Here is a 13,347-nt window from a genome sequence, read left to right as displayed (position 1 = left end):
TCAGCAGATTCGACCTTGATTTACTAGCTATTTTTTAAGCGTTTTTGTAAAGGCTTGGCCAACCATTTTGGGTTCTTGGCTGAAAATTTGCCGATATACAGATCTAAAATATGCTCTAGGTCTTGCTCAAAATATCCAGTAGGATGAAACACGCCCAAGCAGTGAATAGTTTTTTGCGCATAGTCAAAGGAAAACATCACAATTGGAATCTGTGCACCATACGCAATGCGATAAAAGCCACTACGGATGGCTTCGGCTTGCTTACGTGTGCCTTCAGGCGCCATACCGACCCAAATTTTTTCTTTTCTGTGAATAATATCGATAATATTTTGGGTTAACCCTTGAGCATGGGTACGATTGACTGGAATGACGCCAACCCACTCAAGTAACGGTTTCAGTGGGGTATGAAACAAACTGTTCTTGCCAAAAATGGTGATTTGCAGGCCTAAGCCCAATAGAGCCGTAAAGCCATGCCATGCATCGATATTGGAGGTATGCGGTGAAATAATTGCTACCGCTTTAGGCAAGTTCGGAAATTCGCCAACAAAGCGCCAACCTTGCGCCAAATAAAGCTGCTTAAAAATAGCGCGAGTGAATGCAGATGAGTTACGACTTGGAACTTGATCTGGTAGCTCTGGAAAATATTGGTTCATTGTTATTATACTCAATCGACCAAGATGTATATCCTCTCATCATAAGCAGTGATCGGCTTGAATTCATTGGCAAAAAAAGTGAAGGGATAGCGATCTCAGATGAACATTTTGACCAATCCATGTATATAGGAACAGCATGCCACAGATTCGCAATGTATATATTTTGCTGTTTTCATTGTATTGGGCGCAGGGCTTACCCGTCGGGTTTATGACTCATGCCTTGCCTGTCATTTTAAGAGCACAGGGTGTTTCATTGGCACAGATTGGAGGCTTCGGACTGCTGATGTTGCCGTGGTCGATCAAAGTGTTTTGGGCGCCAGTGTTAGATCGTTTTGGGATCACTCGTTTCGGCCACTATCGGAGTTGGATTATTCCATTGCAGTTTCTTACGGTGCTGGTACTGATCGGACTATCTTTCCTCCCGATTGATGGATTAAATCAACCTATTTATTTATGGGCTTTCTTTGTGGGCCTCCTGAGTATGAATTTGCTCGGGGCAACGCAAGATATTGCAACCGATGGATTGGCAGTCAATATTTTAAAAGGGGAGCAACAGCACTGGGGCAATACCTTTCAGGTGATTGGATCGCGTATGGGTTTTATAGTCGGTGGTGGTGCAATCTTGTGGGCATTAGATTGGCTGAGCTGGCAGAGCACTTTTTTGATGCTGGCGGCAATCGTCTTTATAAACATGCTGCCGATTTTAATTTATCCAGAGCCAAAGCATCGAGAGGTATCAGCAGCTCAGACCACACCTTTTAATCTCCAGCAGATCAAAAACTATTTGGCTTATTTTGTCCAGAGTCCTTTGCTTGCAGCATGGTTAGCAGTGCTATTGAGCTTTAAAATAGCGGATGGTTTAGCAGGGCCACTTTTGAAACCTTTAATGGTCGATTTGGGGCTGAGTTTTTCTCAGTTAGGGCTTTATGTCACCATGTTAGGTGCATGTGCCGCCTTAATCGGTGCAGGACTTGCGGGCTATAGTTTGAAGTTGATTCGCCGTGACACGGCTTTAGTACTGTATTCGGTGCTAAAAATATTCAGTCTGGCGGCTTATACATGGTTAGCCTTTCAATATGAAAACCAGCACAGTATTCAGCCGTGGATGATTTATCTGATCAATGCCTTTGAAGATATGACTTCATCGATGCTGTTGGTGGTCATGCTCACCCTAGTGATGCAGTACAGTCGTAAACATCTGGCAGGCACGGACTTTACTTTTCAAGTGGCGCTGATGGCCACTGTCAGTGGTGGTTTGTATAGTGTGAGCGGTCTACTGGGAGATTGGCTCGGCTATTTTAATTATCTGTGTATGATTGTAGTCATTGCGATGTTGAGCCTGTGGTTTATCTTTAAATGGCGTGGTATTGCGATGCATTCAGACCTTTCATAATTCATTCATAAATAAATCATAAAAAGTGCTAAATAGTGACGTAAACAATTAAAAAATATAACTAAATAATTTTTTAATTGTTCTGTCATATATGTCTGAACGGTAATATTTGTAACAAATTTACCGTAGGATATTTTGATAATGAAAACACAAATTGCAGCCGCAATCGCTTTAAGTTTAGTGGCAGGGGTAACATTCGCAGCACCTACTTTTTATGGTGAAATTGATGTCACGGCCGATTATTTACCTGAAGACAATGCCTCGCCAAATAAAGACCGCGATGTGGTCGAGTTGAACTCTAACAGTTCGTTTTTGGGGTTAAAAGGTGAAGAGAAGCTGACAGATCGCTTAAATGCACTATACCAAGCTGAATTTACCTTCTATGTGGACAATGGCGGTAGCACGGATACTTTCGTTCCACGTAATTTACTCGTCGGCTTACAAGACCAGAAATTGGGAACATTGAAAGTCGGTAAAATTGATACCCCCGTTAAACAATTGTCTTCAGTGGTAGATACCTTTAATAACTATAGTCAAACTACTTTATTATTCATACAAGATTCGAAAAAAACTCGAAATAACTCATCGACTGAGTCGATCAACCATTCTTTACGCTTACGTTTAACCCATGCCCACATGTGTTCTATAGGATTTAAATCAGGGCTGTATGCAGGAAGCCAAAGAATTTTATGCCCTTGTTGTTCCAATAACTCCTGAATATCTGCTCTTTTATGAAATGCTGCATTATCCATAACCACTACACTATTTTCTGGTAATGCTGGTATGAGGAATTGCTCAATCCAAAAATGAAAAACATCTGAATTGATTTTGCAGTCAAATAAACCGACTGAAAATAACTTACCCTCATGGATTGCTCCAATGGCATTGGTCTGATTCTTTAATTGCCAATTATATTGCCATAAACAGGGTACTCCTTTTCGTGAGTAGCCATGAGGTCTATAATCATGTGACTTAAAACCACTTTCATCCAGATAAATAATCGGATGGTTTTTTTCTAATTCATTCACTTGCAGAATAAATTTATCCCTAAGCTTTGTATCTGCTTTAGGATGGCTTAACGTCTTTTTTTAACTGTAATATTTAAGCGCTTTAATGCAGCACCAATAGATGAAACACCACAATTAAAACGTGCAGCACGTTCATATTGATAAGCATCAGGATACTTTTCAACATCTTCACGTAAAGCATCATCGTTAATTTTAGAAGGTTTACGTACACGAGTTTTTTTAATCTCTATACGTTTCTTCCATTCAACAATGGTATTTTTATTAATTTCAAATTGTGCAGCTACCGCTCGAATAGAATAACCTTCCTCAAGCTTAGCTAAAATTTTACGTCTAAAATGTTCTGAATAACTCATTGCACCATTGTATTGGTTTTATAATGATTTGACTATATGTGGCCAACAAAGCCGATGTGGCGGGGATTTTCACGGGTGAAAACCGAGTCGATAACGTGCTGGTCTATGAAACACCTGCTTGGGGAGTGGGCGCGGGTAAACTGAAAGCTGCGGCACTGTTAGCAACAGGTGAAGCTGGTGGTATTGAAAAATCTAAAGGCGGGGCAAAAGTTGCAGGGCGTGGTCTGGGCGATGCTTGGTCAGCATCAGTGGTCTATGACAGTAAAAAGTTTGTTGCAGGTATTGGTTATGATAAGGCCATTCCGTCAACCTTTGCAGGCCGTGTCACTTTGAATGCGTCAGCGCCTGAGGTGACTGGCGGGGTGGCAGGTAGTGCCTTTGCAGCAGCAGATACCTTACGTGCCATTGGTCGAGTAAATCTGAATAATGGTTTAGCGCTGAAAGCCTTATATCAAACTTCTGAAGTGGCGGATGTACAAGGCAATGATGCTGCCGCGGCTGCCATAGACGACGCACAAGGCTGGTTGGTTGGTGCTGAATATAACTTACCGACTGCCAAAGCTTGGACTGTGAAAGCGCAATACAGTCAAAACTCAACCAGCTTTAAAACATCTAAAGAAGACTTTGATGCGCAGCAGTTTATTGCAGGTGCTGACTATGCCTTTACCAAGCAAGTCAAAGCTTATGGTTACGCAGGGATTTTGACGCTTGAACAAGCATCATTTGAAACCAAACAACCTGTAGTAGGTACGGGGATCGAGTACAAATTTTAATGTTTAAGTGATAGAAAGGGCAAAGTCTCTAAAGATTAATGCGAATGAGTTAAGGAGTTTTATAGAAACTCCTTAACTTTTTGTCGTTCATGATGGAATCTTCGTATTTTAAAATTCAATATTTGGAGCTCGTCCGTTCTTTTGCGTAGCCAAAAGAACCAAAAACATTTGTCATCCGCAAAACCTTTTGCTTTTCTGCATTTAAATGATCATTTTGCCAAAACATTCCTTTTAAATGGAGATGCAGGTTGCGGATGACGTTTCCGAGTATCAAATAATATTGGGCGGCTCAAAAAGGGCGTCTGATTGCTTAACTGATCGGTATGACTTTATATATTCGGCCACAGCGCCTTTTTTATTTAAGCGAGTTTTAAGTTTAGAAAACTACATTGGGGCATCCGCTCAGCAAGACATGATTTAAAATGTTCAATTTGCAGTCTATTTTTAAAGAAGTTTCACTTTCGCGCTTTAACGTATATTTGGCGCTGTGGTTAGCCGTGGTTTTAAATGTGATGTTCTATAAGCAAGTTCAGTTGCTTACGCCCTATCACGGTTTCAAAGCGTATGCTTTTATCGGTGCTACCGTTTTGGTGGTGTTGGCTTTTTATCATTTGGTTTTTCAGCTGCTACAGTGGCGGCCGATGGCTAAAGGGTTGGCTGCGTTATTGATCATCATTGGTGGAATGAGTGCCTATTTTGTCAACAGTTTAGGCGTTTCGATCACACCAGATCAGATCCAAAACATGATGCAAACCGATGGCAATGAAGTGCGCGACTTGTTGTCATGGCGTCTTGTGCTGTGGATTGGGGCGATGGTGGTACTACCTTTAGTGGTTTTATTTAAGGTCAAAATCCGCCGTGATCCTTTCAAAACCGTGTTATTGCACAAGCTGTTCGGTAGTGCAGTTTCTATTTTGCTGATTGCAGGCATGTTGTTTATTTTCTTTGTTGATTACGCCGCGATTTTCCGTGAGCATCGTGATCTCAAAGGGATGATTTCACCGCAAAATGTGATTAGCTCAACCCTGTCGTATTATAAAAAAAATCGACCACAGCAGCATTTACCGTTGGTGACTTATGGTGAAGATGCCCATTTGGTGAAGCAAGTCGGACAGCAAAACTTGCCGAAATTGATGGTTTTGGTGGTCGGTGAAACGGCACGTGCAGAAAGTTTTTCTTTAAATGGCTATGCGAAGAAGACCAATCCTGAGCTGGAAAAACTCAATGTCATCAACTTTAATCAAGTCAGTTCTTGTGGGACAGCCACTGCGGTTTCTGTGCCTTGTATGTTTTCAGGCATGCCACGTGAAAACTACGATGCACAGTTAGCGCACCACCGGGAAGGTTTATTAGACCTTGCACAGCGTGCTGGTTACAAAGTGACATGGATTGACAATAACTCTGGCTGTAAAGGTGTTTGTGATCGGGTTGAGCAGTATAAAATTCCTGAACCGATACAGAAAAAATGGTGTTCAGCAGATGGTGAATGTACCGATGAAATTTTGGTGGATAGCTTAAAAGCCTATATGACTGGTATTGCGGCTGATGATAAAACGCCACGTTTAGTTGTGTTACACCAAATGGGCAGTCATGGACCAGCTTACTATAAGCGTTCAACGCCTAAGTTTCAGCCTTTCCAACCGATGTGCGAAACCAATGCCATTCAAGCCTGCACACATGAACAGCTGAAAAATAGTTATGACAACTCCATTGTTTATACCGACCATGTGTTGAGTCAACTGATTGGTGTATTGAAGCAAAACTCAAACTTTGAAACCGGTTTTTGGTATTTATCTGACCATGGTGAGTCGACTGGTGAGCACGGTCTGTATTTACATGGTTCACCTTATGCTATTGCACCGAGTCAACAGACCCACGTGCCGATGCTGATATGGTTTTCAGAAACATGGCAAAAGCAGAATCCGCAACAAATCACTTGCTTAGGGCAACAAAAAAGCCAAGAATTAAGCCAAGATCATTTGTTCCCAAGCTTACTGAGTTTACTTGGGGTAAAAAGTACGGTGATTGTTTCAAAAAATAATATGTTAGAACACTGTACTGCGACCAAAGCGAGCGCTTAGACCATGTCAAAAATATTGATTATTGAAGATGATTTTATGATTGCTGAGTCCACACAAACGTTGTTGCGTTATCAGCAGTTTGATGTGGTGTGGGTTAACAATGGTTTTGATGGTTTAAAGCAATTACAACAATATCCATTTGATGTGGTGTTGTTGGATTTGGGTCTACCGATGATGGATGGGATGCAGGTCCTAAAAAATATTCGCTCGCTTTATCCGACTTTGCCAGTGCTGATTATTTCGGCACGAGATCAATTACAAAACAGAGTCGATGGTTTAAACCATGGTGCGGATGATTACTTAATTAAGCCTTATGAGTTTGATGAGTTGCTGGCACGTATTCATGCGTTATTACGTCGTAGTGGCGCGTTAAAACAGCAAAAGCAAAGCCAGACTTTGAGTTATGCAGGTCTAGAGTTAGATGAAGATTTGCACTTAGCCAAGTACAAAGGGCAGACCATTGATTTGTCGAACCGTGAATGGGCTATTTTAATTCCTCTGGTCAGTCATCCCAATAAAATTTTTTCCAAAACCAATTTGGAAGAAAAGCTCTATGACCTTGACTCGGAAATTAACAGCAATACCATTGAAGTTTATATTCACCATTTGCGTGCCAAACTTGGCAAAGACTTTATCCGTACCATTCGAGGTTTAGGCTATCGTTTGGGGCAGGTTGAAGCATAACGATGGCGAAGTCGACTCCTGTTTCCTTAAAGCGTCAACTGATTACCTATACCTCTTTATTTAGTATTGTGATGGGCTGTTTGTTGGTGATTGCAGCATATCGCATTGCACTTGAAGAGACCAATGAGATACTCGATGCACAAATGCGTAATTTGGCAGAGCGTGTTGCAGCGCATGATCCCGCTCCAATTAAGAGTGAATTTGAGGCGGACAGACACTATCACGAAGAAGATTTATTTGTAGATGTCTGGTCGTATGGACTGCCTGAACAACGGCAACATGAGTTTGATTTATTAATACAACCCGTTAAAAAAGCTGGATTTTATACCCATCACACGGCACAGGGGCTATGGAATACCTATGTGCTGCCAACAGAAAAGTATCAAATTCAAGTCAGCCAGCAGCGTAGTGTAAGACAAAAGCTGGCTTTAGAGCTGGCGGCCAATATGTTGATTCCGTATTTACTGTTTATGCCTTTGGCTTTATGGGGACTGAGTTGGATTATTGGGCGTAGTCTAAAGCCCTTAGATGAGTTTAAAGCGGAACTTGCACAGCGTGAACCATATGAACTGAGTGAGATTCGTCCAGACGGTTATCCACTGGAAATTCTTCCGACCATTAATGAAATGAATCGTTTATTTGAACGAATTTCGCTGTCGCAACAAGAACAAAAGCAATTTATTGCCGACGCAGCGCATGAGCTCAGAACCCCCATTACAGCACTGAATTTGCAAATGAAAATTTTGCTACATGAATTTCCAGAACACCAAGCATTAAAAAACCTAAGTTTAGGCTTAATTCGGACTCAACATTTGGTGTCACAACTGCTCAATTTGGCAAAACAGGATGCTTCTGTACCAAGTTTAGAACCGACACAAAGACTAGGATTAAGTGATGTGGCAGTTGAATGTATGGAGCAACTGATGGAGCTGGCGCTAGCGAAAAACATCGATTTGGGCTTAGAACAGCATGAAGCACTTTGGCTAGAAACTCAAAGTTCAGCCTTACATTCTATTGTCTATAATCTCTTGGATAATGCGATTAAATATACGCCTGAACAGGGCGTGATTAATGTCTCTATTTATCAGCAAGATCAGCAAGCCATTGTTCAAATTGAAGACAGTGGGCCGGGCATTGCGCCAGAACTTTATGATCATATTTTAAAGCGCTTCTATCGTGTACATCATCATCTGGAAGTCGGCAGTGGACTGGGCTTATCCATTGTCGATAAAGCCGCAGAAAAAATTGGCGCCAAACTGCACTTTGGACAAAGTACAGGATTGGGCGGCTTACAAGTTCAAGTGATCTTTAAGCTGTAGTTTGGGTTTGATTTGGGCTGGACGGTGTAAACTGTTTATAACACAGCGCATATGCCAGTACATTGACCAGCCAAATCACCCATGCCGTCCATAAATTGTGACTAAGGAAATGCGCTCCCCGCATCATTTGCGCCCAACCCATGACAAAGCCTAGAATTAGGGCAGCAAGCAAATAAAACCACGCGCGTTTGGGTTCATTTAGACGGTATACGAAATATCCCACAAAGAGCGCAAAACCTGTTGCGGCATGTCCTCCAGGGAAGCAATGCCCTGCGCTGGCGGATAAGTCCCAAAAGAAATCATGTGCCGTGGCCAGAGTCATATCCCATGGGCAGGCATGTGCGGATTGTGATTTTAAAATCCCAATGAGGCTGGTACTGATGAGGACTAAGCCAATGAAATAGCCATTTTGCCAACGCTGGGGCTTGAACGTAGCCCTTTTATATGAAGCGAGCCATTTCAGCAAATAAATCACATACACCGCGATGATGATGTCTTTGACATAACGGTGATTCAGTTCTGCTAAGGCCCAGTCGCGCTTTAGTGGAAAATGACCAGTTTGATCCATAAAGGGGTGAATTAGTTGTAAGTCGATGGTGCCTGCCACAGGGAAGAGCAGCCACAATATGGCAAAACCCAGCGTCAAAATAAAAAACTGAAGGATGAAAAAACGTTGCTGATCCGACACAAGTGAGGCCATGTTCTAAAAATAAGCGCTATTCCAACAGTGTCAGCTTAAACGAGGCTTAACATAAACGCTGTTTCATCTGCTTTAGCATGATCTGTACTTTGGTTATCGCTTTAAGGCGAATACAAAGTGTCGGTTCAGTGTTACATTTGCTCTCAAACACATGAGGTTTAAACATGTCGATACGTGCTGTTCTATTTGATTTGGATAATACCTTGACGCATCGTGGGCGAAGTGTTGCGACCTTTAGTCAAGATCTTGCCGATACTTATCAAAGCCAACTTAACTGCGTTGATGTGGAGCAGATTGAGTCGATTGTGAATCGGATCGACAATGGTGGCTATCCCTTAAAAGAGTATTTAACCCATCCCAGTATCGGTGCTTCAGTGGCTTATGCGTTGCTACAGGAGTTAAACTGGCAGGTGGCTCCGCATTTAGAAGCGTTAAGCAATTTTTGGTTTGCACAGTTTGGTTGCAGTGCTGTGGCAATGCCTGAGGCTGAGCAAACACTGACCCGTCTAAAGCAAGCAGGATATAAACTAGCCATTATTTCAAATGGCGGTCATGCCACACGGCTGTCTATATTAAGTGGCTTGGGCTTTCAGCATTATTTTGATGTGATCAATAGCTCTGGACTGTTTGGCCAAGCCAAACCCCAAGCTGATATTTTTATTGACACCGCACAGCAATTGGCTGTCGAGGTGGAGCAATGCTTATTTATCGGTGATCATCCTATTAATGATATACAAGGTGCGCAGCAGGCAGGAATGCAAGCCCTGTGGCTATCAGGCTTTCATGTTCCTTCAGTACAGATGACTGCACCGAGTATCACGACATTGTCCGAGATTTTTGATTATTTAGAACGCTAACAGCCTGTTATAATGTTCAATACGAATAAAAAAAAGCGGCCCATGTGAGCCGCATTAAAATGGAAATGCTTTAGAACATACTGTCATCTGAGTTGGCAGAGATTTTATGAATGGATAAATCGGCACCGCGGAATTCATCTTCTTGGCTTAAACGGATGCCCATCGTGGCTTTTAAAGCGCCATAGACCACCAATCCGCCAACGACAGCTATACCAATAGCCAATAGCGTACCAATCAGCTGTGACATCATCGCAACACCGCCCAAACCACCAAGCCATTTTTGACCAAAGATCCCGACTGCAAGCCCCCCAAAGGCACCACAGACGCCGTGCAAAGGCCATACACCGAGTACATCATCGACTTTTAGCTTGTTTTGAGTGTAGGTGAAAAGTTTGACAAAAATCAGTCCAGCAATAGCACCAATCACCAATGCCCCAATCGGATGTACGACATCTGAACCTGCGCAAATTGCCACAAGACCCGCTAAAGGGCCATTGTGTAAGAAGCCAGGGTCATTTTTTCCTGCGAAGTTGGCTGCCAAAGTACCGCCAACCATGGCCATAAGTGAGTTAATCGCCACCAGTCCTGAAATTGCATCTAAACGCTGCGCACTCATCACATTAAAGCCGAACCAACCCACGATCAAAATCCATGAACCTAAAGCCAAGAACGGAATAGACGAAGGAGGATGCGCACTGACACGGCCATCTTTTTTGTAGCGACCATCACGTGCACCGAGTAGAACCACCGCAGCCAGAGCGATCCATCCTCCCATAGCATGTACCACCACTGAACCTGCGAAGTCATGGAAACTTGCACCGAAAGTGTCTTGTAGCCACTGTTGTAAACCAAAGTTGCCATTCCATGCGATTCCTTCAAAGAAAGGATAAACCAAGGCCACCAATAACACGGTTGCAATTGCTTGTGAGCGCATTTTGGCACGCTCGGCAATACCGCCTGAAATAATGGCTGGAATTGCGGCCGCAAAAGTGAGCAGGAAAAAACAGCGCATCAGGTTATAGCCATGATCCGCCGCTAAGGTATCTCCGATATGGAAAAAATGATGCCCATAGGAAATGTAGTAACCTACAAAGAAGTAGGCGATTGCGGAAAGTGAAAAGTCCGTTAAAATTTTGCTTAAAGCGTTGACTTGATTTTTATGACGAACTGTCCCTAGTTCTAAAAAAGCAAAGCCCGCATGCATGGCAAGGACTAAAACCGCACCAAGAAGAAGAAAAAGTAAGTCAATATTTTGCATGTTTAGGTTCCATTTGAGTGCAAAATTTTGCAAAAAGAAACTCAGTATACTGATGCCTGTAATTTCGTGAAGATCTCAGCAAAAAGGAAATATTGATTAAGTTTTGCTTAAAAATAACAAGACTCGATATAAAGCAAAAGTATGCACCATGATGGTGTTTGTGCATTGCAGTGGTGCATGGGTTAAAATATAAATTAATATTAAGTTTATGAATATATTATGGTTATCTAAGTTTTTACATTTTAAATATACAGGTGTATATTTTATCTCTTGAGCTAAGCCAAAAAAGCAGTAACTCAAAAAATGATAAAAAAATTCGGTCAGCAACTATTTTTATTTGAGTCTTCGTTGCTTTGTTCTCTTTTGGAACGCTCATGCCATGAAATGTGCGTGCTGATTGTGCATCAGTGAAAGTTTTTAAACATGATTGTATTTTCTCATTCTTATTTTAATTTATCACAGATAAAAGATGAATGATCACATAACTACATGTAATTAATTGTAATTATTGTCATATATGATCAGTCCTATTTGATCGTTTTACATCTACAACGAGAAAAAATAGTCGGGCAATATTGGCTTTTTGCTGAAAAGTGATGATTACAGAGTTTGCACAAAAAACAAAGACAAGCAGCAGAATTGGCATTTTAGGTTTTGCTGCTTGAGCGTGATTTCTTAGAGGATATTGGGGCGTTTTAAACTGATATTTTTTGATGGATTATGATGAAGAAAAAACTAATAGCAACATTGTTTGGTCTCCCATGTGTGATGGCTTGGGCCAGTAGTGAAGTAACTTCGGATTGGAGTTATCAAGCACAAACAGCACCGCAGTATTGGAGCCAGCTCAATAGCAAATACCAAACTTGTGCGGGGCATAATCAATCGCCCATTAATATCGAGCATGTGATTTCAGCAGACCTTGCACCACTTGATTTTGATTATAAAACGGCTGCAACGAGTATCGTGAAGCTTCCTCATACTTTACAAGCCAATTTTCAGCAAGGCAGTTATTTAAGTTTAGAGGGAGAACGATTTCAATTATTACAAATGCATTTACATAGCCCTTCTGAAAATACGATCCACGGCAAAAGTTTTCCGATGGAATTACATTTAGTTCATGCTTCTGAAAAAGGCGAGCTGGCTGTGGTTGCGGTGATGTATGAACAAGGGAAAAAGAATCAAGCACTTGATGGACTATGGCAGCAATATAGGCAACCCCAAAAAGCACTCAATTTAAACGCAGATCAATTTCTGCCGACACATCGCGAGTACTACCGCTTTAATGGTTCGCTCACGACACCGCCGTGTACTGAAGGTGTACGTTGGGTGGTCTTAAAAGATATTCAGCAGGCATCAGCACAGCAAATCACAAACTTCGCTGCACTGATGGGGTATCCGAATAATCGTCCTGTTCAAGCCACCAATGCGCGCTTGGTTTTAGACTAGAGCGTGAATTAAAAAAGCAGATCGTATGATCTGCTTTTTTTAAGGTGGGATAAGACGTCTGTACTAGTGCAAGATCTTGTCTAAGAACTGTTGAGCACGATCACCACGTTTGGTGTTAAAGAAATCATCTTTGCTACAGTCTTCAACAATTTTACCTTGATCCATAAATAACACACGGTTGGCGACTTGGCGGGCAAAGCCCATTTCATGGGTGACACACATCATGGTCATGCCTTCATGTGCCAACTCGACCATCACATCAAGAACTTCATTAATCATTTCAGGGTCAAGCGCCGATGTAGGCTCATCAAACAACATGGCAATCGGATCCATGCTTAATGCACGGGCAATTGCGACACGTTGTTGTTGTCCACCTGAAAGTTGTGCTGGAAATTTATGTGCATGTGCACTCAGCCCAACCCGTTCTAAATAGCCTAAGCCTTTCTTTTTCGCTTCAGCTTCAGAGCGTCCCAATACTTTAATTTGGGCAATGGTTAAATTTTCAGTAATGCTGAGATGCGGAAACAACTCGAAGTGCTGAAACACCATGCCCACGCGACTACGTAATTTGGTCAAATCTGTTTTAGGGTCTTTGATGGGAATTCCATCGACGGTGATTTGACCTTGTTGGAAAGCTTCCAGTCCATTCACTGTTTTAATCAGGGTCGATTTGCCTGAGCCGGATGGACCACAGACCACCACCACTTCACCTTGGCAAATTTGTGTGGTGCAATCGGTTAATACTTGAAAATCGCCATACCATTTACTGACATTTTGGAGGTCAATCATTACTTTTTGGTCG

The 13,347-nt window shown here is 42.1% G+C and carries 12 protein-coding genes and 2 pseudogenes; 8 read left to right on the top strand and 6 right to left on the bottom strand.

The features are described from left to right. Positions 1–23: 23 nt before the first annotated feature. The gene (locus tag AC4CU2_RS12375; RefSeq protein ID WP_279044796.1) at positions 24–653 is read right to left on the bottom strand and encodes a 1-acyl-sn-glycerol-3-phosphate acyltransferase; all 630 of its coding nucleotides are present in this window, start codon (positions 651–653) and stop codon (positions 24–26) included. Between the two features lie 136 nt (positions 654–789). Between AC4CU2_RS12375 and AC4CU2_RS12370 the strand changes: the two genes are divergently transcribed. Beyond that, the gene (locus AC4CU2_RS12370) at positions 790–2,046 is read left to right on the top strand and encodes an MFS transporter (RefSeq protein WP_279044798.1); all 1,257 of its coding nucleotides are present in this window, start codon (positions 790–792) and stop codon (positions 2,044–2,046) included. A 141-nt stretch (positions 2,047–2,187) separates the two neighbouring features. After that, positions 2,188–2,577, top strand: a pseudogene (locus AC4CU2_RS12365) (porin); the annotation flags it as partial. A 2-nt stretch (positions 2,578–2,579) separates the two neighbouring features. Here AC4CU2_RS12365 and AC4CU2_RS12360 read toward each other — a convergent pair. Together AC4CU2_RS12360 and AC4CU2_RS12355 are read right to left on the bottom strand one after the other, a co-directional pair. Further along, positions 2,580–3,074, bottom strand: coding sequence for an IS630 family transposase (locus tag AC4CU2_RS12360; protein WP_005402037.1), 495 nt, complete (start codon positions 3,072–3,074; stop codon positions 2,580–2,582). A gap of 47 nt (positions 3,075–3,121) precedes the next feature. Further along, entirely contained in the window at positions 3,122–3,427 is a 306-nt protein-coding gene (locus tag AC4CU2_RS12355) for an IS630 transposase-related protein (RefSeq protein ID WP_000122230.1), read from the bottom strand. A 35-nt stretch (positions 3,428–3,462) separates the two neighbouring features. Here AC4CU2_RS12355 and AC4CU2_RS12350 point away from each other — a divergent pair. The 4 genes and pseudogenes from AC4CU2_RS12350 to AC4CU2_RS12335 all read left to right on the top strand — a co-directional run. Continuing rightward, positions 3,463–4,200 (top strand): annotated as a pseudogene (locus AC4CU2_RS12350) (porin); the annotation flags it as partial. A 422-nt stretch (positions 4,201–4,622) separates the two neighbouring features. Beyond that, entirely contained in the window at positions 4,623–6,281 is a 1,659-nt protein-coding gene (locus tag AC4CU2_RS12345; RefSeq protein WP_490768902.1) for a phosphoethanolamine transferase, read from the top strand. A gap of 3 nt (positions 6,282–6,284) precedes the next feature. Next, positions 6,285–6,965 (top strand): response regulator transcription factor, encoded by a 681-nt coding sequence (locus AC4CU2_RS12340; RefSeq protein ID WP_004694591.1) that lies wholly within the window; start codon positions 6,285–6,287, stop codon positions 6,963–6,965. A gap of 2 nt (positions 6,966–6,967) precedes the next feature. Beyond that, entirely contained in the window at positions 6,968–8,284 is a 1,317-nt protein-coding gene (locus AC4CU2_RS12335; protein WP_279691333.1) for an ATP-binding protein, read from the top strand. On the opposite strand, the gene AC4CU2_RS12330 is transcribed toward AC4CU2_RS12335, so the two are convergent. Continuing rightward, positions 8,274–8,984: a phosphatase PAP2 family protein gene (locus AC4CU2_RS12330; RefSeq protein WP_490768901.1), complete on the bottom strand. Its 711-nt coding sequence runs from the start codon at positions 8,982–8,984 to the stop codon at positions 8,274–8,276. The two genes, AC4CU2_RS12335 and AC4CU2_RS12330, sit on opposite strands and share 11 nt — an antisense overlap. Before the next feature lie 164 nt (positions 8,985–9,148). Between AC4CU2_RS12330 and AC4CU2_RS12325 the strand changes: the two genes are divergently transcribed. Then, on the top strand, positions 9,149–9,841 hold the full coding sequence (locus tag AC4CU2_RS12325) for an HAD family hydrolase (RefSeq protein WP_490768900.1): 693 nt from the start codon (positions 9,149–9,151) through the stop codon (positions 9,839–9,841). Positions 9,842–9,911: 70 nt separating this feature from the next. Here AC4CU2_RS12325 and AC4CU2_RS12320 read toward each other — a convergent pair whose 3' ends face one another. Then, positions 9,912–11,099 carry an ammonium transporter gene (locus AC4CU2_RS12320; RefSeq protein WP_130235131.1) on the bottom strand — a complete coding sequence of 396 codons (1,188 nt, stop codon included), beginning with the start codon at positions 11,097–11,099 and terminating at the stop codon, positions 9,912–9,914. A 723-nt stretch (positions 11,100–11,822) separates the two neighbouring features. Between AC4CU2_RS12320 and AC4CU2_RS12315 the strand changes: the two genes are divergently transcribed. Next, positions 11,823–12,545 (top strand): carbonic anhydrase, encoded by a 723-nt coding sequence (locus tag AC4CU2_RS12315; RefSeq protein ID WP_490769236.1) that lies wholly within the window; start codon positions 11,823–11,825, stop codon positions 12,543–12,545. Between the two features lie 63 nt (positions 12,546–12,608). On the opposite strand, the gene AC4CU2_RS12310 is transcribed toward AC4CU2_RS12315, so the two are convergent. Then, the gene (locus AC4CU2_RS12310; protein ID WP_010326224.1) at positions 12,609–13,334 is read right to left on the bottom strand and encodes an amino acid ABC transporter ATP-binding protein; all 726 of its coding nucleotides are present in this window, start codon (positions 13,332–13,334) and stop codon (positions 12,609–12,611) included. Between the last annotated feature and the right edge of the window lie 13 nt (positions 13,335–13,347).

The sequence above is a fragment of the Acinetobacter sp. 797_lipA genome (assembly GCF_058243025.1).
The sequence above is the reverse complement of the archived record's forward strand: the minus strand, read 5'-3'. Positions and strand labels throughout refer to the sequence as shown.

Excerpts from the sequence above, each read along its gene's own strand:
- AC4CU2_RS12375 (WP_279044796.1), bottom strand. The coding sequence starts at position 653 with ATGAACCAATATTTTCCAGAGCTACCAGATCAAGTTCCAAGTCGTAAC.
- AC4CU2_RS12370 (WP_279044798.1), top strand. The coding sequence starts at position 790 with ATGCCACAGATTCGCAATGTATATATTTTGCTGTTTTCATTGTATTGG.
- AC4CU2_RS12355 (WP_000122230.1), bottom strand. The coding sequence starts at position 3,427 with ATGAGTTATTCAGAACATTTTAGACGTAAAATTTTAGCTAAGCTTGAG.
- AC4CU2_RS12345 (WP_490768902.1), top strand. The coding sequence starts at position 4,623 with ATGTTCAATTTGCAGTCTATTTTTAAAGAAGTTTCACTTTCGCGCTTT.
- AC4CU2_RS12340 (WP_004694591.1), top strand. The coding sequence starts at position 6,285 with ATGTCAAAAATATTGATTATTGAAGATGATTTTATGATTGCTGAGTCC.
- AC4CU2_RS12335 (WP_279691333.1), top strand. The coding sequence starts at position 6,968 with ATGGCGAAGTCGACTCCTGTTTCCTTAAAGCGTCAACTGATTACCTAT.
- AC4CU2_RS12330 (WP_490768901.1), bottom strand. The coding sequence starts at position 8,984 with ATGGCCTCACTTGTGTCGGATCAGCAACGTTTTTTCATCCTTCAGTTT.
- AC4CU2_RS12325 (WP_490768900.1), top strand. The coding sequence starts at position 9,149 with ATGTCGATACGTGCTGTTCTATTTGATTTGGATAATACCTTGACGCAT.
- AC4CU2_RS12320 (WP_130235131.1), bottom strand. The coding sequence starts at position 11,099 with ATGCAAAATATTGACTTACTTTTTCTTCTTCTTGGTGCGGTTTTAGTC.
- AC4CU2_RS12315 (WP_490769236.1), top strand. The coding sequence starts at position 11,823 with ATGAAGAAAAAACTAATAGCAACATTGTTTGGTCTCCCATGTGTGATG.
- AC4CU2_RS12310 (WP_010326224.1), bottom strand. The coding sequence starts at position 13,334 with ATGATTGACCTCCAAAATGTCAGTAAATGGTATGGCGATTTTCAAGTA.